Below are 24,029 nucleotides of genomic sequence, written 5' to 3' on the forward strand. Positions count from 1 at the left end.
GGACGCATGCGGGTTGTTCGGACGTTGGAGCGCGCCGTCGGCGGCGCGGTACGCCGTACGGGTTCGACCCCACGATTCGGGCCGCGGCGGTACGCCGAAGTAAGGTGTGCGCCTTATGTCTGATCTGCGCGATTTTCCTGATGCGGCGTTTTCCGGGGTTCATCATGGGCCGTTGCAGCCGGGGGAGTGGATCACGTTGTCCGACTCCAAGGGGCGGCGGCACTCGGTGTTCCTCGAGCGCGGCAAGGTCTTCCACACCACCAAGGGCGGGATCGAGCACGACGCGCTGATCGACGGGCCGGACGCGGTGACGATCCGGTCCAAGGGCGGCGTGGAGTACCTGGCGCTGCGGCCGCTGATGGCCGACTACTCCGTGTCGATGCCGCGCGGCGCGCAGGTGATCTACCCCAAGGACACCGCGCAGATCGTGACGATGGCCGACATCTTCCCGGGCGCGAAGGTGGTCGAGGCGGGCGCCGGGTCCGGCGCGCTGACCACCGCGCTGCTGCGGGCGGTCGGGATCCACGGCGAGCTGATCTCGTTCGAGCGCCGCGAGGACTTCGCCGAGGTCGCCCGCAAGAACGTCACCGGCTTCTTCGGCGCCGAGCACCCGGCCTGGCGGCTCGAGGTCGGCGACCTGGTCGAGAAGCTCGACGAGACCGACGTCGACCGCGTCGTACTGGACATGCTGGCCCCCTGGGAGTGCGTTGACGCCGTCGCGGGTGCCCTGGCCCCGGGCGGGGTGTTCTGCGCGTACGTCGCCACCACGACCCAGCTGAGCCGTTTCGTGGAGACGCTGCGCGCGCACGGCGAGTTCACCGAGCCGCGGGCCTGGGAGTCGCTCGTGCGCGACTGGCACGTCGAGGGACTCGCGGTCCGGCCCGGCCACCGGATGCAGGGACACACCGCGTTCCTGGTCACCGCGCGGCGGATGGCGCCCGGCGTACAGGCCCCGATGAAGAAGCGCCGGCCGGCGCCGGGCGCGTACGGCGACGACTATTCCGGACCGCGCAAATCCGAATCGGCCCAGGACACGCCCTGACGTCGCGCCAAACTGTCCGCGCCGTGCTGTATTAAGGCGCAACAGGCTCGACCAGGCAACGGTTCTATCCGCAACCGACACGTGATGGGATTCAGCTTGCCCGGCGAGGTTTTCTGGGTAAGGTCCATAGGGTCGAGCCCCACATGGTGAGGTGATGATCGTGGCTGGAGACGAGAGTCCTACCGCGGCAGAGCTGCGTAACCAGGTCCGTTACCTGGAGGCCGAGGTCGCAGCGTTGCGGCGTCGGTTGCTGGAGCACCCGGCTGACAGCCGGTCGCTCGAGAGCAGGCTGTCCGAAACCCAGGCGTCCTTGGCGAGCGTGACCGCGCAGAACGAGCGGTTGGCGGACACGCTGCGCGAGGCCCGAGAGAAGATCATCGCTTTGAAGGAGGAGGTCGACCGGCTGGCGCAACCGCCGTCCGGTTTCGGGACCTTCCTCGGCCGCAACGACGACGACACGCTGGACGTGTTCACCGGAGGCCGCAAGCTCCGGGTCGCGGCGAGCCCGTCGGTTGACCTGGACGCGCTCAAGCTCGGCCAGGAACTGATGCTGAACGAGGCGCTGAACGTGGTCGAGGCCTGCGACTTCGAGGTCGTCGGCGACGTGGTGATGCTGAAGGAGCTGCTGGCCGACGGCGAGCGGGCGCTGGTGATCGCGCAGGCCGACGAGGAACGTATCGTCCGGCTCGCGTCGCCGCTGCTCGACCAGCCGTTGCGGGCCGGCGACTCGCTGCTGCTGGAGCCGCGCTCCGGCTATGTGTACGAGAAGATCCCGAAGTCCGAGGTCGAGGAGCTGGTGCTCGAAGAGGTCCCGGACATCGACTACACCCAGATCGGTGGCCTGTTCGGCCAGATCGAGCAGATCCGCGACGCGGTCGAGATGCCGTACCTGCACAAGGACCTGTTCCTGGAGCACGAGCTGAAGCCGCCGAAGGGCGTCCTGCTGTACGGGCCGCCCGGCTGCGGCAAGACGCTGATCGCCAAGGCGGTCGCGAACTCGCTGGCCAAGAAGGTGGCCGAGCGGACCGGTGTCGAGGGCAGGTCGTTCTTCCTCAACATCAAGGGTCCGGAGCTGCTGAACAAGTACGTCGGCGAGACCGAGCGGCACATCCGCCTGGTCTTCCAGCGCGCCCGGGAGAAGGCCTCCGAGGGCATGCCGGTGATCGTGTTCTTCGACGAGATGGACTCGCTGTTCCGCACCCGCGGCTCGGGGGTGTCCTCCGACGTGGAGAACACCATCGTCCCGCAGCTGCTGAGCGAGATCGACGGCGTCGAGGGCCTGGAGAACGTGCTCGTCATCGGTGCCTCGAACCGTGAGGACATGATCGACCCGGCGATCCTGCGGCCGGGCCGGCTGGACGTGAAGATCAAGATCGAGCGTCCGGACGCCGAGGCGGCCCGGGACATCTTCTCGAAGTACCTGACGCCCACGCTGCCGCTGCACCCCGAGGACCTGAGCGAGTTCGGCGGGGACCGCAACGAGTGCGTGAGCGGGATGATCCAGCGCACGGTCGAGCGGATGTACACCGAGGCCGACGAGAACCGGTTCCTCGAGGTCACCTACGCCAACGGTGACAAGGAGGTCCTGTACTTCAAGGACTTCAACTCCGGCGCGATGATCCAGAACATCGTCGACCGGGCCAAGAAGATGGCCATCAAGGCGTTCCTCGACGACCAGCAGAAGGGCCTGCGGGTGCAGCACCTGCTGCAGGCCTGCGTCGACGAGTTCAAGGAGAACGAGGACCTGCCGAACACCACCAACCCGGACGACTGGGCCCGGATCTCCGGCAAGAAGGGCGAGCGGATCGTCTACATCCGCACGCTCATCTCCGGCAAGCAGGGCACCGAGCCGGGCCGGTCGATCGACACGGCCACGAACACGGGTCAGTACCTGTAGAAAGCGTTGCGCGAACCGCCTCGGAGCCCACTGGGTCCGAGGCGGTTCGTCGTCGGGCCGAGCTGGCACGAGGACGCTGCCCGCGGCCGCCTGCAGTGGTCCGGCCCAGGGGAGCGGGACCTGCTTCCGTTGGCCTGGGTCGTGATGGTCGCCTCCTGCACCGGAGCGGCTCGGGCGCAAGGGGCCTGGCACCACCTCGGCCCCTGGTTGGCGCAAGGGGCGGGCCGGGGTTTCCCCCGATTCCCGGTCGGGGCCGGCCGCCGTACGGTCGGCGTATGGCGACGGACGAGATGCGCAAGGACCTGCGGGCAGCGGTGGCGGCGCGGCAGGATCTGGGGGCGGAGTACGAGCCCGAGATCATCGACGGGTTCCTGGACAAGCTCGACCAGCGCGCTCTGGCCCGGTACGGGCAGGCGCCGCAGCTGCCTGTGCACGCGCCGGCGGACGGGAAGAAGGACTCCGACGGCGGTGGGCTCGCGCTGGCGATCGTGTCGGTCGTCGCCGGCATCCCGATCACCGCGATCGCGGCCAACCAGGAAGGCACGATCGCGGTGATCATCTGCTGGGGCGGCCTGGTCGGCGTGAACCTGGCCCGCGCGGTCGCCCGCTTCAGCAACCGCTGACGCGTGAGCAGCCGGTACGGCGGGCGCCCGGCGGCTACTTGACCGGCAGCTCGCGTCCCCTGGCGTCGTACGCCTTGACCTCGACGTCCAGCCCGGCCGTGGCCGGGGTGCCCTTCGGAACCTCACCCTGGCTGTGCGTGACCGCGTACCCGTCCTTGACCACGCCCTCGAACCACTCGCCACTGCCCTTCCGCCAGACCAGGCGCGACTTGATCCGTACGACGTCCGCACGCGCTCGGTACAGGCTCCGGTAGTCGGCGAAGGCCGGACGACCGGCGTCGGCGGAGGCTGCGGCTCCGGTCCCCGCCAGGGTGACCAGCGCGTAGGAGCGCGTCGGCTGCCGCTTCCAGTCCGTGTCTCGGACGGCCGCACTGCTGCTGCCCAGACAGGCCGTGACGCCCTGGCGGTAGACCGTCCCGGGCTGTCCGGGGGACGACTTGACGAGCAGGACGACGCCGGCGCCCAGATGGCTCGGCGGTGGGGCCTGGACGCGCCTGCTCCACAGGACGTCGGTGGACGTCGCCGGGCGCACCAGGGTGCAGTTCTTGGCCAGGGCGGCGGCCTCAGCAGCCGGCACTGGACCTAGGTCGATGCTCATCGCGGCGAGTCCGATCTTGGACGTGTAGTCCTTCTGCACCTTGACGATCTTCGACTTGTCGATCGACGGCGTAGGTGAGGCCGCGACCTGCGGAGCGGGCACGACCTCGTCCGGTCGGCCGGCGACCGCGACGCTGCCGGCGACGACGGCACCGACGGCCGCCACGGCCACTGCAGGGCCGACCCACCGGCGCCGTGACTGCGGGTGGTCGATCAGCGAGGCCTGGTCGAGCACCCGCGCACGCAGCCGCGCTCGGCTGTCTGGGGCGAGCGGCGGGACCTTCGGCGGTTCGAGCTGGGTGTTCACGAGAGCTCCTCGTTGAGGGCGACCCGCGACAGCAGGTCGGGGAAGCGGCGGCGGGTGCGGTGCAGGCGGGCCTTGACGGTGCCTTCGGGGACGCCGAGGGCGGCCGCGGTCTCGGCGATGGTGAGGCCGGCCCAGACGACGAGTTCGAGCGTCTCCTGCTCGTGCCGGGGGAGTTTGGCGAGCGCACGGCGTACGGCGGACATCCGGCTCTCGTCGTCGAGCCGCTGGGCGACGGCGGCCGCGTGGTCGGGCTGGTTGACGGGCTCGGGCAGCCGGTCGACCAGGCCGCGGAGCCTGCGGGTCGTGCGGTGCAGCGTTCGGCATTCGTTCGCCGCGACGACCAGCAGCCAGCCGCGGGCCGATGGCGCGGTGAGCGGGCCCGGCGGGTTCCGCTGGAAGCGGCGCCAGGTGCTGAGGAACGTCGTCTGCACCACGTCCTCGGCCGCCGCCCACGACGCCGTACGCCGGAACGCGAACGCGTGCACGTCGTCGGCGTACCGGTCGAACAGCAGGCCGAGCGCTTCCCGGTCGCCGTCGCGCAGCCGGTCCCAGAGCACGGTGTCGCCTGGTGGCCCGGCCGCCATCGAGTACTCCGTCTCGTCGGTCAGGATGATCTTCACACCAGTCAATGACCGCCCGGCCCCGAAAGGGTTGCCTACAGCGTCCGCAGGTAGTCGCCGAGCAGTGCGGTCGTGTCCGGTACGAAGGGCCACGCTGGGTCGTCCAGCCGGGCGATCAGCTCGGGCAGCGGCATCCAGGCGCCCCAGTCGACCTCCTCCGGCTGGTGCTGGACCGGTCCGTCCCAGCGGCACGCGTAGAGGTAGGCGTGGTAGTTGGTGAACTCGTCGGCGTAGTCGCCTTCGGGCAGCTTCTCCAGCTCGACCCCACTGATCCCGAGCTCCTCGGTCAGCTCGCGCACCACCGCGTCGTACGGGTCCTCGCCGGCCGCGACGACCCCACCGGCCATGAAGTCGTAGCGAGCCGGGTAGACGTCCTTGGTCGGCGTACGGCGGTGCACGTAGACGTCACCGGCCGCGTTGCGGACCAGTACGCCGGTCGCGGAGTGCCGCAGGTTGTCGCGGCGCATCACCGACCGCGGCGCCGACCCGCAGACCACGCCGTCGGCGTCCACCAGGGCAACGAGTTCGTCCATGCCCGCAGTCTCACACGGCGCCGGTGTAGTCCAGTTCGTGGATCCACTCGCCTCGCGGCTGCTGGTGGAGCGCCCAGTACTCCTCGGCGATCTCCCCCGGGTCGTACGCCGTACCGGGTGCCACCGGGCCGTAGACGGTCACTGTGGCGGCGTGCAGGCCGCCTGCGCCGTACGTCTGGTCCAGCAGGCTCACGAGAGCCCTGACCCCGGCCTTGCCGAGTGAGAGGCTCACGTAGTCGGGCTTGGTCTCGGGCATGCCGCCGGTGATCAGGAACGAGCCGCCGCCGTTCGCGACCATCGCCGGTGCGAGATGAGCGGCCGCGCTGATGGCTCCGCCGACATTGACCGCCCAGGCCTCCTGGTGCTCACGCAACGACAGGTCGCCGATCCGGTCCGCGGCGATCTTCGCCGCGTTGTAGACCACGACGTCCGGCGTTCCGAACTCGGCGACGACCTTGTCCAGGGCGGCCCGCAACTCCGTCTCATCGGTGCAGTCCGCGGCGACGGTGAGATCGGCCAGGTCCGGCGACGGCCGGTTCCGGGCGATCAACGCGACCGGCAGGCCTTCCCTCGCGAACCGGCGGCCCACCGACAGTCCAATCCCTGGTCCGGCTCCGATCACCACTGCTCCCGGCATGCCTGCTCCCTCACATGGTTTGTCACTCGTCATCGAGACGGTAGACCGTGACACCGGGGTCGGGGCCAGGGGTTTTCGGTGGACCAGGTGACGCGGGCACCGGCTCGTACGGCGGCTTTGGTCGGCGGGACCGCGTAGGCTCGTGAACATGAGTGTGCGGCGGATCATGGGGACCGAGACCGAGTTCGGGATCTCGGTGCCAGGCCAGCCCGGGGCGAACCCGATGCTGACCTCGAGCCAGGTGGTGAACGGCTACGCGCAGACGCAGCCGCTGGCGCGGAAGACGCGGTGGGACTTCGACGAGGAGCACCCGCTGCGGGACGCGCGCGGCTTCGACCTGAGCCGGGAGGTGGCGGACTCGAGCCAGCTCACCGACGAGGAGACCGGCCTGGCCAACGTCATCCTGACCAACGGCGCCCGGCTGTACGTCGACCACGCCCACCCGGAGTACTCCGCGCCGGAGTGCACCAACCCGCGCGACGTCGTGGTGTGGGACAAGGCCGGCGAGCTGGTGATCATGGAGGGCGCGCGGCAGGCCCGCCAGATCCCGGGGGCGCCGCCGCTGAACCTGTACAAGAACAACACCGACAACAAGGGCGCGTCGTACGGGTCGCACGAGAACTACCTGATGCGCCGGTCGACGCCGTTCGCGTCGATCGTGCGGCACCTGACGCCGTTCTTCGTGAGCCGTCAGGTGGTCACCGGCGCGGGCCGCGTCGGGATCGGCCAGGACGGCGCCGGGCACGGCTTCCAGATCAGCCAGCGGGCCGACTACTTCGAGGTCGAGGTCGGCCTGGAGACCACGCTCAAGCGGCCGATCATCAACACCCGCGACGAGCCGCACGCCAACCCGGACCGGTACCGGCGCCTGCACGTGATCATCGGCGACGCGAACCTGTCCGAGATCTCGACGTACCTGAAGGTCGGGACGACGTCGCTGGTGCTGTCGATGATCGAGGACGGCTGGCTGACCGACGACCTGAGCGTCGACCGGCCGGTCACCGCGCTGCACGAGATCAGCCACGACCCGAGCTGCACGCACCTGATGACGCTCAAGGACGGCCGCAAGCTGACCGCCGTCCAGCTCCAGACGGAGTACCTGGAGCAGGCCCGCAAGTACGTCGAGGACAAGTACGGCGACGACGCGGACCGGCAGACCAAGGACGTGCTGCACCGCTGGGAGCACGTGCTCGACCAGCTCGCGATCGACCCGATGCGCCTGGCCGACCAGCTCGACTGGGTCGCCAAGCTGAAGCTGCTCCAGTCGTACCGCGACCGCGACGACCTGGCCTGGGACGACTCCAAGCTGGCCCTCGTCGACCTGCAGTACGCCGACCTGCGCCCGGACAAGGGTCTCTACTTCAAGCTGGTCAAGGCCGGCCGGATGCAGCGCCTGGTCACCGACGAGGAGATCCGGATGGCGGTCTCGCACCCGCCGACCGACACGCGCGCGTACTTCCGCGGCCGCTGCATGCAGCAGTACGCCGGGCAGGTCGCCGCCGCGTCGTGGGACTCGGTGATCTTCGATCTTCCGGGCCGTGAATCGCTGCAGCGGATCCCGACGCTGGATCCGTTGCGGGGCACCAAAGCGCACGTCGGAGCGCTTCTCGACCAGTGCGACACCGCGAGTGACCTGGTTCGCACCATTACTGGGGGCGCGGCCGGGTAGGGTCGCACTAGGAGAATCGGTTGGGCGGTTCTCCCGCGCGGTTCTAGGAGGTGTGCCATGGCGAAAGACGGCGGTGGGCAGCAGCACAAGCAGCCCAAGCGTTCGACCACCGAGGAAGAGGTCGAGCAGGTCGAGGCGTCGGAGGACGTCGCCGAGCGCAAGGAACGGCTCGACGAGGACGTCGACTCGATCCTCGACGAGATCGACGAGGTGCTCGAGGAGAACGCGGAGGAGTTCGTCCGCGGCTTCGTGCAAAAGGGTGGGGAGTGAACCGCTAGATGACATTCGATGCCTCCGGCCGGTTGCCGGAAGCCTTCCTGACCCCAGGTGGCTCGTCGTTCATGGACTTCCTGGCCGGGCACGCGCCCGACCTGCTGCCCGGACGGCGGTCCCTGGGGACAGGTGACCTGTCCAAAGACGTCCCGCACGGTACGACGATCGTCGCGGCCACCTTCGACGGTGGTGTCGTGATGGCCGGCGACCGGCGCGCCACGATGGGCAACATCATCGCCCAGCGTGACATCGAGAAGGTGTTCCCCGCCGACGAGTACAGCTGCGTCGGCATCGCCGGCTCGGCCGGGCTCGCGATCGAGATGGTCCGGCTGTTCCAGGTCGAGCTCGAGCACTACGAGAAGCTCGAGGGGACCACGCTGTCGCTCGACGGCAAGGCGAACCGGCTCAGCGCGCTGATCCGCGGCAACCTGCCGATGGCGATGCAGGGCCTCGCGGTCGTGCCGCTGTTCGCGGGCTACGACCACGACATCTCCGGCGGCCGGATCTTCTCCTACGACCCGACCGGCGGCCGGTACGAGGAGCAGGCCTTCCACAGCGTCGGCTCGGGCTCGCTGTTCGCCCGCGGCTCGCTGAAGAAGCTCTACCGGGACGGGATGACGGCGACCGAGTGCGTCACGGCGACCATCCAGGCGCTGTACGACGCGGCCGACGACGACTCCGCGACCGGCGGCCCGGACATGGCCCGGCGGATCTTCCCGGTGATCGGCGTGGTCACGGCCGACGGCTACCAGCGGCTGGCCGAGGCGGAGGTCGGCGAGATCGTCGACACCGTGGTCGGCGCCCGGCTGCAGCGTCCTGACGGCCCAGCCGCTCCGCTCTCCTGAGCCCGGTCGACGAGTAGAGGATCCACATGAGCACTCCGTTCTACGTCTCACCCGAGCAGCTGATGCGGGACCGGGCGGACTTCGCCCGCAAGGGCATCGCCAAGGGCCGCAGCGCGATCGCGCTGCAGTACGCCGACGGCATCCTGTTCGTGGCCGAGAACCGGTCGCCCGCCCTGCACAAGGTGGCCGAGATCTACGACCGGATGGCCTTCGCGGCCGTCGGGCGGTACAACGAGTTCGAGAACCTGCGGATCGCCGGCGTGCGCCTGGCCGACATGCGCGGGTACTCCTACGACCGTCGCGACGTCACCGGCCGCGCGCTGGCCAACGCGTACGCGCAGACGCTCGGCGCGATCTTCTCCTCCGGCGGTGAGAAGCCGCTCGAGGTCGAGATCCTGGTCGCCGAGGTCGGCAACTCCTCGGCCGAGGACCAGATCTACCGGCTCACCTACGACGGCTCGATCGCCGACGTCCGGGGGTACGCCGTGATGGGTGGCCCGGCCGAGCAGGTCGCCGAGTACGTCGGTGAGCACTACTCCGACGGCATCTCGCTGGCCGGCGCGCTGCGGCTCGCCGTGGACGCGCTCGGGCACGACTCCAGCGAGGTCCGCCAGCTGGAGCCGGACCAGATCGAGGTCGCCATCCTGGACCGGACCCGCACCCAGGTCCGCAAGTTCAAGCGCATCTCGGAGGAGACGCTGGCCCGGATCCTGTCCGAGTCACGTCCCGACACGGCGCCGTCCGAGCCGTCGACCCACACCGAGGGCGCCGAAACGGTCAACGGCGGCACGTACGAGAGCACCGCCGACGACGACGCCCCGATCGCGCCGCCCGAGGACCCGGAAGACACCAAGCCGCTGTGAGCGAGCAGCACCCGACCTCGTCCGCCGCCGGAGAGTCTCCGGCGGCGGACGTCGGTCCAGGCGGCGCCGCGCCCGCGTCCAGCGCGGCTGCGCCGGGAACGCCGGGGGCGGCCAGCCCGGCTGCGCCGGGAACGCCCGGCTCGGCTCCTCTCCCTCCCCGGCCGGGGGATCCCGCGCCGTGGGAACTGCTGGCTGAGAAGAACGTCTACGACGGCTTCCTCACCGTGAACCTTCGCCGGTACCGGTTGCCCGACGGGCGGGAAGCCGACTGGGACGTGTTCGGTCCCCGGCAGACTGCCGGGGTGGCCGGTGGGATCACCGTGCTCCCGTTGACACCGGAAGGCCGGGTCGTTGCCATCCGCCTCTTTCGCGCCGGCCCGGACCAGGTCGTCACCAATCTGCCCGGCGGACTGATCGACCCGGGAGAGGACCCCGCCGACGCCGGCCGCCGCGAGCTGCTCGAAGAGACCGGCTACACCTGCGGCTCGATCGAGGTGGTCGGCTGGTTGTGGACCGCCGCCTCCTCGACGTACCCGAAGTTCGTCGCCGTCGCCCGTGACTGCCGTCCGACCGGCGCGCAGGCGCTCGACGACTTCGAGGACATCGTCCCGATCGAGCTCACCGTCGACGAGCTCCGCCAGGAACTCCGCACCCCCGGCGCGATGACCGGCACCGACGCCGCCTACCTGGCTCTGGACCACGCCGGCCTGCTCTGAGTCTCCGCAAAACTGTTTGCGCAGTTGACGTGCTGCGCACAGGATGACGGGCGTGCTGACGACTCACTGGCCCCTGGGGAATCTTCGGTTGACGACCGAGCGGCTGGTGCTGCGTCCACCGAACGACGAGGAGCTGGCGGCGATCGCCGAGGTGGCGGCCGGTGGGATCAGCCGTCCGGGCGAGCATCCCTTCCTGATGGCGTGGCCCGACGAGCCGCTCCTGCGGGCGCGGCGAGTGCTGCAGCAGCACTGGAGCCACCTCGGGTCGTGGACTCCCGACGAGTGGGACCTGGATCTCGGTGTCTTCCGTGACGGCACTCCGCTGGGCCTGGTCGGACTGATGGGCAGTGAGTTCCGGGTACTGCGTGAGGTGAAGACCTGGTCGTGGCTGGGGCTCGAACATCAGCGGAAGGGATACGGGACGGAGGCGCGGACCGCCTTGCTGCACCTCGCCTTCGAGGGGCTGGACGCCGTGGCGGCGCGCACGGAGGTCTTCGAGGACAACGTCGGTTCCCAGGGCGTCTCCCGCAAGCTCGGCTACCAGCCGGACGGGATCTCGCGAGACGTCCTGAACGGCGAGCCCGTGGTGTCGAACCGCCTGCGCCTGACTCGCGAGGACTGGGCCGGCGTCGAGCGCCCGAAGGTCGAGATCACCGGGCTCGACGCGTGCCGGGACTGGTTCGTCGGCGCGAACTGAGTGCCGCCGAAAGACCCGATGGTAGAGCTGGCTGTACCCCGAAGCCGGGTTCTGGCTGGCCTGTGCCGAAGGCCCGATCTTTCTAGCGTGAGAGGCGTCCTGGTACGTCTCGCACGGTTCGGAAGGTTGGGCACATGTTCAAGGCACGCAGAGGGCGCGACAAGCAGACCGGCGGCACCGCCGTCCTGGTCGCGGACGCCCCGGCGTACGCGGTCACGCTGGACTCGGTGACGAAGACCTACCAGACCGGGACGACCCGGGTGCAGGCGCTCGACGGCGTCTCGCTCGGGCTGCGGCGGGGGAGTTTCACCGCGGTGATGGGGCCTTCGGGCTCGGGCAAGAGCACGTTCCTGCACTGCGCGGCCGGGCTCGACCAGCCGACGTCCGGCACCGTGTGGCTCGGCGACACCGAGCTGACCCGGCTCGACGAGAAGCAGCTGACCGTGCAGCGCCGGACGCGGATCGGGTTCGTCTTCCAGGCCTACAACCTGATCCCGTCGCTGTCGGTGCGCGACAACATCACGTTGCCGCTGCGCTTCTCCGACGTACCGGTGGACGAGGCGTGGCTGGCCCAGGTCGTGCGGGAGGTGGGCCTGACCGACCGGCTCACCCACCGGCCCAGCGAGCTGTCCGGTGGTCAGCAGCAGCGGGTTGCGATCGCGCGGGCGCTGATCACCCGGCCGGAGGCGGTGTTCGCCGACGAGCCGACCGGAGCGCTCGACTCGCGGACGGGCAAGCAGGTCCTGCAGCTGATGCGTTCGCTGGTCGACTCGCTCGGTCAGACGATCCTGATGGTGACGCACGACCCGATCGCGGCGTCGTGGGCCGACCGGGTGGTGTTCCTGGCCGACGGCAAGCTGGCCGGCGAACTCGCCGACCCGACCGCCGAGACCGTCGCCGCGCACCTGACGCACCTCGGGGAGTGGTGATCGTGTTCGCCTTCGCCTGGAGCACGGTCAAGTCCCGCTGGACCGGTTTCGCGGGTGCCTTCATCGCCCTGTTCTGCGGTGCCGCGCTGCTGTCCGCGTGCGGCTTCCTCCTGCAGTCCGGTCTGCTCGCCGGGATCAGCCCCGAGCGGTACGCCGGAGCGTCGGTGGTCGTCGCGGCCAACCAGCGGCTCGCCGTTGCCGAGTCGCCCGACTCCGACTTCGGCGACCACGTCCCGCTGGACGCGAACCGGCTCGCCGAGATCGCGGCGGTCCCCGGCGTCGCGCAGGCCGTACCCGACTACTCGTTCCGCCTCACGCTGGCCGGCAAGTCCGGCGGCCTGGTGCACGGCGAGCAAGGCAGTACGCCGTACGGGCACGGCCGCAGTTCCGTTGCCCTCGGCCCCTTGTCGGTCGGGGCCGGCGCACTGCCCACCGGCCGGTCCGACGTCGCGCTCGACCGCGACGCCGCGGCGGCCGGCGGCTACGCGATCGGCGACCAGGTCAGGCTCGCGGTGGGATCGCGGCCGGCGTCGTACCGGCTGACCGGCATCGTCGACCCGCCGGCCGGTTCCTTCCGCGAACCGGTCGTCCTGTTCACCGATGACGTGGCCAAGCAACTGTCCGGCAAGCCCGACCAGCTGTACACCGTGGGCGTGCTGGCCGCACCGGGCGTCGACCAGGACGACCTGGCCGACGCGATCGAGCAACGGCTGGGCGACTCGGTGACCACGGCAACCGGCGACGACAAAGGCAAGCTCGAGTTCCAGGACTCCTCGACCGCCTCCGGTCTGCTGATGGCGGTGGCGGGCTCGTTCGGTGGGATCGCGGCGATCGTCGCGATGTTCGTGGTGGCCGGCACGCTCGGGTTGTCGATCCAGCAACGGCGGCGCGAGTTCGCGCTGCTCCGCGCGGTCGCCGCCACGCCGCGGCAGGTGCACCGGATGATCGGCGCCGAGATCCTGATCGTCGCGCTGGCCGCTTCGGTGCCGGGCGCGATGCTCGGCTACGGGCTCGTGTGGTTGGTGCGTGCGGCGTTCGTCAGGATCGGCGTGATCCCGGCCGACTACGGCCTCTCGCTGTGGCCGGTCCCGATCGTGGTCGCGGTCGTGCTGTCGGTCCTGACGGCCCGGCTGGCAGGGTGGATGTCCGCCCGGCGCGCGGTCAAGATCCGCCCGGTCGAGGCGCTGGGGGAGTCGAGTGTGGAGACGCCGCAGCTCGGTCCGGTCCGGACGCTGATCGGACTCGTCCTGCTGGCGGGAGGCCTTGTGATGTGCGCGGTCCCGGTGTTCGTCGCCGGTGAGGTCGGCACGATCGTCGCGGCGAGCTCGTCGCTGATCCTGGTGATCGCCGTGGCGCTGCTCGGGCCGCGGATCGTGCAGGGCGCGCTGACGCTGGTCGGCCCGGTCCTGCGCCGTTCCGGCGGTGCGTCGGGCTACCTGGCCGCGGCCAACCTGACCCAGAACTCGCGCCGAGTGGCCGGCGCCGTCGTACCGCTCGTGCTGGCGATCACGATCATGATCGTTCAGGTCTCGGTCGGTGCCGCGCAGGTGAAGGAGGCCGGCCGGCAGGCTGACCAGGGCGTGGTCGCCGATCTGGTGGTGGTCAGCTCGGGCGCGGGGCTCTCGCCCGACCTGGTCGACGAGATCCGCGCGACGCCCGGCGTACGGACGGCGACCGCGGTGACGAGGGGACCGGCGACGATCAAGTACACCGACCTCGGTGACGGTTCGACGCAGTCCGTCATGGGGTTCGCGGCGCAGGGCGTGGTAGCGACGGATCTGGCCAGCACGCTCGACCTGGATGTTCGCGAAGGTGACCTCGGCGGGCTCGAGGATGCGGGGACCGTTGCGCTCAGCGAGTCCGCCGCGCAGCAGACCAGGACCGGCTTGGGGCGTCAGGTGGAGTTGTTCCTCGGCGACGGCACGCGCCTGACGCCTGTCGTGGTGGCGATCTACCACAACGGCATGGGCTTCGGAGACGTGACGCTGCCGCGCGGCGTACTGCTCGACCACCTGTCCACGCGGCTGGACGACTCGGTACTCGTCCGGGCCGAATCCGGCGTCGATGCGAGCGCACTGGCCGGCACGCTGACCAAGCAGTTCGCGGGCGACGTCGGGGTGGTGCTCGCCGACCGCAAGACGATGGCGGAGGCGCAGCAGGCCGGCTTGGACCTCAACCGATGGATGAACCTGATCCTGCTGGCCGTGCTGTTCGGCTACGTCGCGATCAACGTCGCCAACAGCCTGGTGATGAGTACGACGGCCCGGCGGCGTGAGTTCGCGCTGCTCCGGCTGGTCGGCATCGGCAAGCGGCAGGTCCGCCGGATGATGCTGGTCGAGTCGGTCGTGGTGATCGGAGTCGCGCTGGTGGTGAGCGCGTTGCTCTGCCTGCCGCCGATGGTCGGCGTCACGGTCGGGCTGAGCGAGGGGGCGACGGTGATCCCGGCGTTCTCGCCGGTCACCACCGCGCTGACCGCGGGCGGAGTGGTTCTGCTCGGGCTGCTGGCGATCATGCTGCCCACCCGACGGGTGTTGCGCCACCGGCCGGTGGACGCGATCAGCATCCGTGAGTGATCCTGAAGTGTCCGGATCTGGGCAGCGCATGGTCTTGACGAGCAGTTGTGCGCAATGAATGACTGTTGGTGCACACCTTCCGCCCCAAGGAGTCGCCCATGCGCCGCTTCGGTCCGCCGGTGGCAGTCGTCGCCGCCCTCGCCCTCGCCCTCGCCCTCGCCGTCAGCCCCTTGACCCTCTCGGCGCAGGCCGGGACGACAGCCCCAGCAGTGACGCCCGAACCGCAGCAGTTCACCTCTCGTCCCGACGGGTTCACGCTCGGCCGAAGCGTCGACCTGGTCCGCGGACCCACCGCGGACGCCGACGCCGAGCGCGTTCTCCGAGCCGGACTCGAACGGGCCGGCGTCAGCACGGTCCGAGTGATCGACCCGGCTCGTGCCGACGCCCGGCCGGGCGTCACCATCTGGCTGGGTGGCAACGACGACGTACTCGACGATCTCGACGTGGCCCCGCCGGCCGGTCTGCCCGCCGAGGGCTATGTCCTTGCTGCAGGCACCTATCGCTCGCGCCACCACCTGGTGCTCGCAGGCGTCGACACCGACGGGACCTACTACGCGGCCCGGACGTTCGATCAACTGCTCCGGGGCCGGCGGATCGACGGCACCGCGATCCGGGACTGGCCGACGATGCGGTACCGCGGCTCGATCGAAGGGTTCTACGGGACGCCGTGGTCGCACGCTGACCGGCTCGACCACCTGGACTACCTCGGGGCGCACCGGATGAACACCTACGAGTACGCGCCGAAGGACGACCCGTACCACCGTGAGCAGTGGCGCGACCCGTACCCCGCCGACAAGCTCGCCCAGCTGGGGGAGCTGGTGAACCGGGCCCGAGGCAACAAGGTCGACTTCACCTTCGCGCTCTCGCCGGGGCTGTCGATCTGCTACACCGCCGACGCGGACTACCAGGCGCTGATCGCGAAGTTCGAGGCGCTGTACGCGCTCGGTGCCCGGTCGTTCAACGTGCCGCTCGACGACATCGACTACAACACCTGGCACTGCGACGCCGACCGGGCCAAGTACGGCACGGGCGGTGGTGCGGCGGGTCAGGCGCAGAGCGAGCTGCTCAACCGGATCCAGCGCGAGTGGGTCGCGACGAAGCCCGGTGTCGCGCCGCTGCAGATGGTGCCGACCGAGTACTACAACGTCTCCGAGACGCCGTACAAGAAGGCGCTGCGCGAGCAGCTGGACGCGGCGGTCGTCGTGCACTGGACCGGGATCGGGGTGATCCCGCGGACCATCACCGCCGCGCAGGCCGCGCAGGCGAAGGCGGTGTTCGGGCACGACATCCTGATCTGGGACAACTACCCGGTCAACGACTACCTCGCCGGGCGGCTTCCGCTGGCCGACTACAGCGGCCGCGACCGCGGGATCGCCGACCAGGTCGTCGGCGTGATCTCGAACCCGATGAACCAGGCCGCGGTCAGCAAGATCGCGCTCTTCGCGTTCGGCGAGCTGGGCTGGAAGCCGGCGACGTACGACGAGCGCGCGGCGTGGGAGCGCGCGCTGTCGGAGCGGGCCGGCGGTGACCGGCGCACGATCGAGGCGCTGAAGGTGTTCGCGGACCTGAACACCTACGACACGACGCTGCACCCGGAGTCCGCACCGGAGCTCGCCGCCCGGATCGAGGCGTTCTGGACGGCTTACGACGGGAGCGGCGCGTCGGCGGAGAGCGCGATCCCACCGGCGGGCGCCGCCTCGGCGGATGCCATGGCCCGCGCGATCCAGGGGCTTCGGCCGTTCTTCCGGGCGGTGACTCGGGCTCCGGCGCAGATCCGGGCCGGCGTGGTCGATCCGGCGTTCAGCGACGAGGCGAAGGCGTGGCTCGATGCGACCGTCCTGTGGGGGCAGGCGCTGGAGGAGTCGCTCGGCCTGCTCGAGGCGCTCGACGACGGTGACGGCGCGACGGCCTGGCTGAAGCGTCAGCAAGTCGACAAGTTGACTGGTCAGGCGAAGGCGATCCGGGACGTTCGCGCGCCGCACTCCGGAACGTACCCGCGGATCGGCGAGGGCGTGGTGGACACGTTCCTCGCGCGGGTCGGCCGGCTGCACGACGCGTGGATCGGACTGGTGCCACGGCGGACGGCGACGGCGAGCGTTCCGACGTACGCGGAGAACGGGCCGGCGCGGATGGTCGACGGGGACGAGTCGACGTTCTACTGGAGCAACCGCGCTCCGGCGGCGAACGACGAGATCCGGGTCGATCTCGGGACACCGCGGGAGATCGGCGCGATCGCCGTACTGATGGGCAAGGACGGGAGCCCGGCCGACTTCATCCAGTCGGGGGCGCTGGAGTGGTCGGCGGACGGTGAGACCTGGACCGAGGTGACCCGCGCGACGACCGCCGAGGTGCGCGCGACGGCTCCGGCCGGGACGAAGGCGCGGTACGTGCGCTACCGCGCGGTGGCGGCGAACGCGTCGAACTGGTTGGTGGTCAGGGAGTTCTCCGTGCAGGTCACCGACGGGTCGGAGCTGGTGCTGACCGCCTCGGGCGGACCGGCGCCGGCCGAGGGATCGGCGTTGTCCCGCGCTGTCGACGGAGATGTCGGTACGGCGTACGCGGCGGCCGCGGGTCCGGTGAGCGGTGACGCGTTGACCGTGACGGCCTCGACTCCGGCCGCGGTGGATCGGGTGACTGTGCTGCAGCGGGCTGGTTCGGTCGCGGCCGGTCGGGTTGACGTCCATACCGCTGCGGGTTGGCGGGAGATCGGTGTGGTGCGTTCGGCATATACCGCGCTGCGGGTGACCGAAACGGTCGATGCCGTGCGTGTTCGGTGGGCGGCCGGGGCGACGGCGCCACAGGTCGCCGAAGTGATCCTGCGTCGATCGGCTGGGTAAACTGTCCGGCGGGCCGCTACTGGCGTTCAGGTGGGTCACCACCGGGGAACGGCCCGCCGGATCTCCGGCTGCAGCCGCGCGCCTGGGCAACGACGAATGTTCGCCGACGCCCGAAGGAGCGCGCCGTATGACCTCAGACACCACTGCCCGGCCGATGATCGGCACCGACCTCGCCGCCGACATGGTGGCCCAGGCCGCCGTCCGCGCCAAGAAGCTGCAGGACGAGACCGGCGTGCAGCCGTGCCTCGCGACCGTGCTGGTCGGTGACGACCCGGCCTCCGCGACGTACGTGCGGATGAAGCAGAACCGGAGCAAGAAGGCCGGTATCGGCTCGGTCAGCGTCGTGCTGCCGGCCGAGACGACCACCGACGAACTCGTGGCCGAGCTGACCAGGCTCTCGAACGACCCGACCGTGCACGGGATCCTGCTGCAGCACCCGGTGCCGGAGCAGATCGACGAGCGGGCCGCATTCGAGGCGATCGCGCCGGCCAAGGACGTCGACGGCGTCACCATGCACTCGTTCGCCGCGATGGCGTTCGGGGAGCCGGGCTTCCGGTCCTGCACGCCCGGCGGCATCCTGCGGCTGTTGCAGGCGTACGACGTACCGCTGTCCGGCGCGCACGCGGTCGTCATCGGCCGCAGCCCGATCCTCGGCAAGCCGGCCGGGATGTTGCTGCTGGCATCGAACGCGACCGTCACCTACACGCACTCGCGGACGCAGGACCTGCCCGCGCTGGTACGTCAGGCCGACATCGTGGTCGCCGCGGTCGGCAAGCCGAACTTCGTCCGCGGCGAGTGGCTGAAGCCGGGCGCGGTCGTGATCGATGCCGGGTACAACGAAGGCAACGTCGGTGACGTGCACGCGGAGGAGGTCGCGCGGGTCGCGAGCCTGCTCACGCCCGTGCCCGGCGGCGTCGGCCCGATGACGATCGCGCTGCTGCTGGAGCAGACCGTCGACGCGGCGGAAGCTCAGACCGCGAACCGCTGAGGGACGTCGGGGGCCGGTGGCGAGACGGGTGCGCACCGCGTGGGCGGTCTGACCTAATGTTGAGACTGGTGTCCAGCGCTGAGGAGCGGTGCGGGACGTGGTGAGCTAGGAGGCAGGACAGTGGCGGTACGGGCGATCCGGGGTGCCACCCAGCTGGACGCGGACGAGCGGGAGCACCTGCTCGAGCGGACGGCCGAGCTGGTCCGGGCGGTGCTGGAGGCGAACGATCTCAGCTCCGAGGACCTGATCAGCATCCTGTTCACCGTCACGCCGGACCTGAGCTCGGAGTTCCCCGCGGTGGCCGGCCGGCAGATCGGCCTCACCGACGTACCGCTGATGTGCATGCAGGAGATCGCCGTCCCGCACGCGCTGCCGCGGGTGGTCCGGATGATGCTGCACACCGAGTCGCCGCGCTCGCGGGAGAAGATCCAGCACGTCTACCTGCACGGCGCCACCGCGCTGCGCCCCGACCTGACGGGCGCCCAGTGAGTGACACCGCCCTTCGCGGCCCGGTCCGCATCGTCGGCACCGGCCTGATCGGTACCTCGATCGGCCTCGCGCTCGCCCGCCTCGGCGTGGTGGTCGAGCTGGTCGACGGCGATCCGGACAACGCCCTGATGGCCGAGCGGATCGGCGCCGGCTCGCGGCTGGTCCAGCTGGAGCCGCAGCTCGTCGTCGTCGCCGTACCGCCGGACCACGTCGGCACGGTGATCGCCGAGCAGCTGGAGCAGACCGACGCCGTCGTCACCGACGCGGCCAGCGTGAAGGGCAAGCCGCTCGCCGACGCCAAGGCGCTCACCGAGGCGGCCGGCCGCGCGAGCGACCTGAGCCGGTACGTCGGCAGCCACCCGATGGCCGGCTCGGAGCGCAACGGCCCGCTGGCCGGTCGCGCCGACCTGTTCGAGGGCGCGACCTGGGCGATCACCCCGCACGAGACCAGCGACCCGGCCGCCGTCGAGCTCGTACGACGGCTCGCCGAGGCCTGCGGCGCGCGGACCGTCGAGCTGTCCGTCCCGGACCACGACCTGGCCGTCGCCCGGGTCTCGCACCTGCCGCAGCTGATGTCGTCGCTGGCCGCCGGCACCCTCGTCGACGCACCCACCGAGCACCTCGAGCTGTCCGGCCAGGGCGTCCGCGACGTCACCCGGATCGCCGCGAGCGACCCGGGGATGTGGACCCAGATCGTCGCCGCCAACTCGCCCGCGCTGAGCGGCCTGCTGGAGCAGATCCGCGACGAGCTCGACCGGCTGTTGATTGCCCTGAGCAAGGAACAGCCCGGCTCCCAGAGCTCCGACGACGAGGTGACCGCGGTGCTTCGCCGTGGCGTTTCCGGCGCGGTGCGCGTCCCGGGCAAGCACGGTTCGCCGCACATCGAGCTCGTCCCGGTCCTCGTCACGATCCCCGACCGCCCGGGCCAGCTGGCCCGGTTGTTCGCCGACGCGGCCGCCTCCGGCGCCAACGTCGAGGACCTGCGGATCGACCACAGCCCGGGCCGCCCGGTCGGTGAGGTCGAGCTGGCGGTCAAACCGGCCTCGGTCGAGCAGCTGGTCGACGTACTGACCGAGCGCGGGTGGTCCGTGCACCGGTAACCTTCCGCCCATGATCATCGCTGTCGACGGCCCGAGCGGTTCCGGTAAATCGAGCACGGCCCGCGGAGTGGCCACCAGGCTGGGGCTGAAGTACCTCGACACCGGCGCGATGTACCGGGCGGTGACCTGGTCGGCGCTGGAGGCCGGGCTCGACCTGACCGACACCGCCACCGTCGCCGAGCGGGCCCGCGCGGTCGAGCTGGGCATCAGCACCGACCCGCAGCTGGCCCACTTCACCGCCGACGGCACCGACGTCACCGAGGCGATCCGCGACCCGCGGATCAGCGAGAACGTGTCGAAGGTCGCCACCAACCTCGACGTCCGCAAGGAGCTGATCCGGCGGCAGCGCGAGATCATCGACGACGCCCAGCCCGGCGGCGGGATCGTGGTCGAGGGCCGCGACATCGCGACCGTGGTGGCCACCGACGCCGAGCTCAAGGTGCTGCTGACCGCCGACCAGGACGCCCGGATGGCCCGCCGCAAGGCCGAGCTGGCCGAGGGCGCGCTGACCGCGGAGCAGCTGCGCGACCAGATCGTCCGCCGTGACGCCGACGACGCCACCGTGTCGCAGTTCGAGGTCGCCTCGGACGGCGCGGTGACGATCGACTCCACCCACCTGTCCCTGGAGGAGGTCGTCGACGTGATCAGCCGGCTCGCGAAGGAGGCCGAGGCCGCGCCGCCACGCGACCCGCGGGAGTCATGACAGCCGAGCTGACCAGGCACCAGGAGCTGCCCCGGACCGACGACCTGCCGACGCTTCCGTACCGGGTCGGCAACGTGGTCCGGCACCTGGTCGCGCCGTACCTGCGGTGGCGCTACGACCTGACCGTGCACCACGAGGAGCGCTTCCCGCGGACCGGCCCGGTGCTGCTGGCGCCCAACCACCTGGGGCTGCTGGACGGGCCGCTGCTGGGTGCGACCGCGCCGAGGATGCTGCACCAGCTCGGCAAGATCGAGGCGTTCGACGGGCTGCAGGGCAAGCTCCTGCACCTGGCCGGGCAGATCCCGGTCGACCGTTCGACGTACGACACGCTGGCGGTCCGGAAGGCGATCAAGGTGCTCCGCGACGGGCAGGTGATGAGCATCTACCCCGAGGGCACCCGGGGCGCCGGCGACTTCCGCAAGGTCCGCACCGGCGTCGCCTACCTGGCGATGGTGACCGGCGCCCCGATCCTCCCGGTGGCGCTGCTCGGCACCCGGCTGCCGGGCGGGGACGTCGAGCGCTACCCACCCCGCGGGAGCCGGGTCCACGTCGTGTACGGCGAGCCTTTCACCGTGGACCGCGTATCCTTTCCCCGGAGGCACACCGACGTACGGGCGGTGGCCGACCAGATCGGCGACGTGCTGCGGGCGCATGTTCAGGCCGCCGTCGCAGCCACCGGCCACCCGCTTCCGGGCAAGCCAGACCAGAAGGATCCTGATGAGTGACCTGCCCACCGGCTACGAGTACGACGCCGAGCCGTCGCGCGACGACGACACCGGCCCCGTGCCCGTCCTGGCGATCGTAGGCCGCCCCAACGTCGGCAAGTCGACGCTGGTCAACCGGATCATCGGCCGCCGCGAGGCGGTCGTGGAGGACACCCCGGGCGTCACCCGGGACCGTGTCTCGTACGACGCGGACTGGGCCGGCCGGTCCTTCACGGTGGTCGACACCGGCGGCTGGGACCCGGACGCGGTCGGGATGGCCGCGCTGGTCGCCGCCCAGGCCGAGGTCGCGATCAACGCCGCCGACGCGGTGCTGTTCGTGGTCGACGCGACCGTCGGCATCACCGACGCCGACGAGGCCGTCGTCCGGGTGCTGCGCAAGTCCGGCAAGCCGGTCGTCCTGGCCGCGAACAAGGTCGACGACCAGCGGGTCGAGTCCGAGGCGATGAACCTGTGGAGCCTCGGGATCGGCGAGCCGTTCCCGATCTCGGCGATGCACGGCCGGGGGACCGGCGACATGCTGGACGCCGTACTGGCCGCACTGCCGGAGGCGCCGCCGGAGCGCGACCCCGAGTCCGGGGGACCGCGCCGGGTCGCGATCGTCGGCAAGCCGAACGTGGGCAAGTCCTCGCTGCTGAACAAGGTCGCCAAGGAGGACCGGGTCGTGGTCAGCGACGTGTCCGGCACCACCGTCGACCCGGTCGACGAGCTGATCACGCTGGGCGACAAGCAGTACCGGTTCATCGACACCGCCGGCATCCGGCGCAAGGTGAAGAACGTCCAGGGCCACGAGTACTACGCGAGCCTGCGGACCAACAGCGCGATCGAGCGCGCCGAGGTCGTCGTCGTGGTCGTCGACGCCTCCGAGCCGATGACCGAGCAGGACCTGCGGATCATGGACATGGTCGAGGAGGCCGGCAAGGCCCTCGTGATCGCCTACAACAAGTGGGACATGGTCGACGAGGACCGGCGCTATTACCTGGAGAAGGAGATCGACCGCGATCTCGTCCAGCTGCGCTGGGCCCCCCGGGTGAACATCAGCGCCCTGACCGGCCGGCACATGGAGAAGCTGGTGCCGGCCATCGAGGCCGCGCTGGACGGCTGGCAGACCCGTGTCCCGACCGGCCAGCTGAACGCGTTCCTCGGCCGGTTGGTTGCCGCGCACCCCCATCCGGTCCGGTCGGGCAAGCAGCCGAAGATCCTGTTCGGTACCCAGGCCACGACGATGCCGCCGACCTTCGCGATCTTCACGTCGGGACAGATCGAGCCGTCGTACCAGCGGTTCATCGAACGCCGTCTGCGCGAGGACTTCGGCTTCGTCGGCAGCCCCGTGCACGTTCAGATCCGGGCCCGTCAGAAGAAGGCGAAACGCTGATCGGCCCGGTGCGAAAGCACTCCCGATGATGGGGTAAGGTTTACCCGCTCGCTCTTCGGAGCAGGCGGTTCGGGCTGTGGCGCAGTTGGTAGCGCACCGGTCTGGGGGACCGGGGGTCGCCAGTTCAAGTCTGGCCAGCCCGACACAGCGCAAAGGGCACCGGCATCACGCCGGTGCCCTTTCGCGTTGCCGGATTCACCAGCCGCGCTCGCGCCATGCGGGGAGGTGGGGGCGTTCGGTACCGAGGGTGGTGTCGGCGCCGTGGCCCGGGTAGACCCAGGTCTCGTCGGGGAGCTGGGCGAACAGCTTGGACTCGACGTCGTTGACGAGGGACGTGAAGCGCTCGGCGTCGCCCTGGGTGTTGCCGACGCCGCCGGGGAACAAGGAGTCGCCGGTGAACAGGTGCGGGGCGCCCTTCGGGTCGTCGTACAGGAGGGCGATGGAGCCGGGGGTGTGGCCGACCAGGTGGATCACGCGGAGGCCGACGACGCCGAAGCTGATCTCGTCGCCGTCCTCGACCTCGACGGCGGTCGGTACGTCGATGCCCTCCGCGTCGTACCGGCCGGCGATCGTGGTCGCGCCGGTCTTCGCGACGACCTCGGCGAGCGCCTGCCAGTGGTCGCCGTGGCGGTGCGTGGTGATCACCCGGCTGATCCCGCCGGCGCCGATCAGCGTGAGCAGGGTGCTCGCGTCGTTGGCGGCGTCGATCAGCACCTGCTCGTCGGTCTGCCGGCAGCGCAGCAGGTACGCGTTGTTGTTCATCGGCCCGACGGCGACCTTGGAGATCATCAGCTGGGCCAGCTCGTGCGTCTGCGCGGGCCCGCCCACGTGGACGTTGCCGTGGTAGTCACTCATGTGACGATCCTCGCACCCCGCGCGACGAGCGGTGCGACAAGCACCGGTGTGGCCGTGACCCGGGGCGGGTACCGCTCGTTCGTCGAGGGTGAGGCGATCGAATATACTTTCGAAGGCGGAGCCCCGGGATCCGGCCCGG

23 protein-coding genes, 1 tRNA gene and 1 riboswitch are annotated in these 24,029 nt (G+C 70.6%); of the genes, 19 read left to right on the forward strand and 5 right to left on the reverse strand.

The features are described from left to right. Positions 1–115: 115 nt before the first annotated feature. From ABD235_RS07350 to ABD235_RS07360, 3 genes are all read left to right on the forward strand, one after another. A complete protein-coding gene (locus ABD235_RS07350) occupies positions 116–1,042 on the forward strand; it encodes a tRNA (adenine-N1)-methyltransferase (RefSeq protein ID WP_344171295.1) in 927 nt (308 codons plus the stop codon). Positions 1,043–1,196: 154 nt separating this feature from the next. After that, positions 1,197–2,939 (forward strand): proteasome ATPase, encoded by a 1,743-nt coding sequence (gene arc, locus ABD235_RS07355; protein ID WP_344171297.1) that lies wholly within the window; start codon positions 1,197–1,199, stop codon positions 2,937–2,939. 275 nt (positions 2,940–3,214) lie between these two features. Then, positions 3,215–3,562, forward strand: coding sequence for a hypothetical protein (locus ABD235_RS07360; RefSeq protein WP_344171299.1), 348 nt, complete (start codon positions 3,215–3,217; stop codon positions 3,560–3,562). Between the two features lie 34 nt (positions 3,563–3,596). Here ABD235_RS07360 and ABD235_RS07365 read toward each other — a convergent pair whose 3' ends face one another. Genes ABD235_RS07365 through ABD235_RS07380 form a run of 4 tightly spaced genes read right to left on the reverse strand, consistent with a single transcriptional unit; the run spans position 3,597 to position 6,256 of the window. Next, positions 3,597–4,466 carry a hypothetical protein gene (locus ABD235_RS07365; protein ID WP_344171301.1) on the reverse strand — a complete coding sequence of 290 codons (870 nt, stop codon included), beginning with the start codon at positions 4,464–4,466 and terminating at the stop codon, positions 3,597–3,599. Continuing rightward, positions 4,463–5,086, reverse strand: coding sequence for an RNA polymerase sigma factor (locus ABD235_RS07370; protein WP_344171303.1), 624 nt, complete (start codon positions 5,084–5,086; stop codon positions 4,463–4,465). Before ABD235_RS07370 ends, ABD235_RS07365 begins: the two co-directional genes overlap by 4 nt. A 35-nt stretch (positions 5,087–5,121) precedes the next feature. Further along, the gene (locus ABD235_RS07375; protein WP_344171305.1) at positions 5,122–5,619 is read right to left on the reverse strand and encodes an NUDIX hydrolase; all 498 of its coding nucleotides are present in this window, start codon (positions 5,617–5,619) and stop codon (positions 5,122–5,124) included. 10 nt (positions 5,620–5,629) lie between these two features. After that, complete coding sequence (locus ABD235_RS07380) at positions 5,630–6,256, reverse strand: SDR family NAD(P)-dependent oxidoreductase (protein WP_344171307.1); 627 nt, start codon at positions 6,254–6,256, stop codon at positions 5,630–5,632. A gap of 148 nt (positions 6,257–6,404) precedes the next feature. Between ABD235_RS07380 and dop the strand changes: the two genes are divergently transcribed. The 16 genes from dop (at position 6,405) to ABD235_RS07460 (ending at position 23,178) form a co-directional block, all read left to right on the forward strand. Next, positions 6,405–7,925: a depupylase/deamidase Dop gene (gene dop / locus ABD235_RS07385; RefSeq protein WP_344171309.1), complete on the forward strand. Its 1,521-nt coding sequence runs from the start codon at positions 6,405–6,407 to the stop codon at positions 7,923–7,925. Positions 7,926–7,982: 57 nt separating this feature from the next. Next, positions 7,983–8,195: a ubiquitin-like protein Pup gene (locus ABD235_RS07390; RefSeq protein ID WP_184794695.1), complete on the forward strand. Its 213-nt coding sequence runs from the start codon at positions 7,983–7,985 to the stop codon at positions 8,193–8,195. Between the two features lie 8 nt (positions 8,196–8,203). Continuing rightward, the gene (gene prcB / locus ABD235_RS07395; RefSeq protein WP_344171312.1) at positions 8,204–9,043 is read left to right on the forward strand and encodes a proteasome subunit beta; all 840 of its coding nucleotides are present in this window, start codon (positions 8,204–8,206) and stop codon (positions 9,041–9,043) included. Between the two features lie 26 nt (positions 9,044–9,069). After that, positions 9,070–9,906 carry a proteasome subunit alpha gene (prcA, locus tag ABD235_RS07400; RefSeq protein WP_344171314.1) on the forward strand — a complete coding sequence of 279 codons (837 nt, stop codon included), beginning with the start codon at positions 9,070–9,072 and terminating at the stop codon, positions 9,904–9,906. Next, positions 9,903–10,622, forward strand: coding sequence for an NUDIX hydrolase (locus tag ABD235_RS07405; RefSeq protein ID WP_344171316.1), 720 nt, complete (start codon positions 9,903–9,905; stop codon positions 10,620–10,622). Before prcA ends, ABD235_RS07405 begins: the two co-directional genes overlap by 4 nt. A 52-nt stretch (positions 10,623–10,674) precedes the next feature. Beyond that, positions 10,675–11,319 (forward strand): GNAT family N-acetyltransferase, encoded by a 645-nt coding sequence (locus ABD235_RS07410; protein ID WP_344171318.1) that lies wholly within the window; start codon positions 10,675–10,677, stop codon positions 11,317–11,319. 134 nt (positions 11,320–11,453) lie between these two features. Further along, the gene (locus ABD235_RS07415) at positions 11,454–12,248 is read left to right on the forward strand and encodes an ABC transporter ATP-binding protein (RefSeq protein WP_344171320.1); all 795 of its coding nucleotides are present in this window, start codon (positions 11,454–11,456) and stop codon (positions 12,246–12,248) included. Continuing rightward, entirely contained in the window at positions 12,245–14,821 is a 2,577-nt protein-coding gene (locus ABD235_RS07420) for an FtsX-like permease family protein (RefSeq protein WP_344171322.1), read from the forward strand. The genes ABD235_RS07415 and ABD235_RS07420 overlap by 4 nt, the downstream gene beginning before the upstream one ends. 98 nt (positions 14,822–14,919) lie before the next feature. Beyond that, a complete protein-coding gene (locus ABD235_RS07425) occupies positions 14,920–17,658 on the forward strand; it encodes a glycoside hydrolase family 84 protein (protein ID WP_344171324.1) in 2,739 nt (912 codons plus the stop codon). 5 nt (positions 17,659–17,663) lie between these two features. After that, a riboswitch (ZMP/ZTP riboswitch) is annotated at positions 17,664–17,753 on the forward strand. A gap of 32 nt (positions 17,754–17,785) precedes the next feature. Continuing rightward, positions 17,786–18,646 carry a bifunctional 5,10-methylenetetrahydrofolate dehydrogenase/5,10-methenyltetrahydrofolate cyclohydrolase gene (locus ABD235_RS07430; protein WP_344171326.1) on the forward strand — a complete coding sequence of 287 codons (861 nt, stop codon included), beginning with the start codon at positions 17,786–17,788 and terminating at the stop codon, positions 18,644–18,646. 120 nt (positions 18,647–18,766) lie between these two features. Then, positions 18,767–19,135 carry a chorismate mutase gene (gene aroH / locus ABD235_RS07435; RefSeq protein ID WP_344171328.1) on the forward strand — a complete coding sequence of 123 codons (369 nt, stop codon included), beginning with the start codon at positions 18,767–18,769 and terminating at the stop codon, positions 19,133–19,135. Continuing rightward, positions 19,132–20,235, forward strand: coding sequence for a prephenate dehydrogenase (locus ABD235_RS07440; RefSeq protein WP_344171330.1), 1,104 nt, complete (start codon positions 19,132–19,134; stop codon positions 20,233–20,235). The genes aroH and ABD235_RS07440 overlap by 4 nt, the downstream gene beginning before the upstream one ends. A 10-nt stretch (positions 20,236–20,245) precedes the next feature. Beyond that, positions 20,246–20,938 carry a (d)CMP kinase gene (gene cmk, locus ABD235_RS07445; protein ID WP_344171332.1) on the forward strand — a complete coding sequence of 231 codons (693 nt, stop codon included), beginning with the start codon at positions 20,246–20,248 and terminating at the stop codon, positions 20,936–20,938. Beyond that, the gene (locus ABD235_RS07450) at positions 20,935–21,663 is read left to right on the forward strand and encodes a lysophospholipid acyltransferase family protein (RefSeq protein WP_344171334.1); all 729 of its coding nucleotides are present in this window, start codon (positions 20,935–20,937) and stop codon (positions 21,661–21,663) included. Before cmk ends, ABD235_RS07450 begins: the two co-directional genes overlap by 4 nt. Further along, positions 21,656–23,035, forward strand: coding sequence for a ribosome biogenesis GTPase Der (gene der / locus ABD235_RS07455; RefSeq protein ID WP_344171336.1), 1,380 nt, complete (start codon positions 21,656–21,658; stop codon positions 23,033–23,035). Before ABD235_RS07450 ends, der begins: the two co-directional genes overlap by 8 nt. A 70-nt stretch (positions 23,036–23,105) precedes the next feature. Continuing rightward, positions 23,106–23,178: transfer RNA gene (locus ABD235_RS07460), tRNA-Pro, on the forward strand. Between the two features lie 52 nt (positions 23,179–23,230). Here ABD235_RS07460 and ABD235_RS07465 read toward each other — a convergent pair. After that, positions 23,231–23,890: an MBL fold metallo-hydrolase gene (locus ABD235_RS07465; protein WP_344171338.1), complete on the reverse strand. Its 660-nt coding sequence runs from the start codon at positions 23,888–23,890 to the stop codon at positions 23,231–23,233. Positions 23,891–24,029: the final 139 nt, after the last annotated feature.

The sequence above is a fragment of the Kribbella lupini genome (assembly GCF_039529595.1).
In the GTDB taxonomy this organism is placed as follows: domain Bacteria; phylum Actinomycetota; class Actinomycetes; order Propionibacteriales; family Kribbellaceae; genus Kribbella; species Kribbella lupini.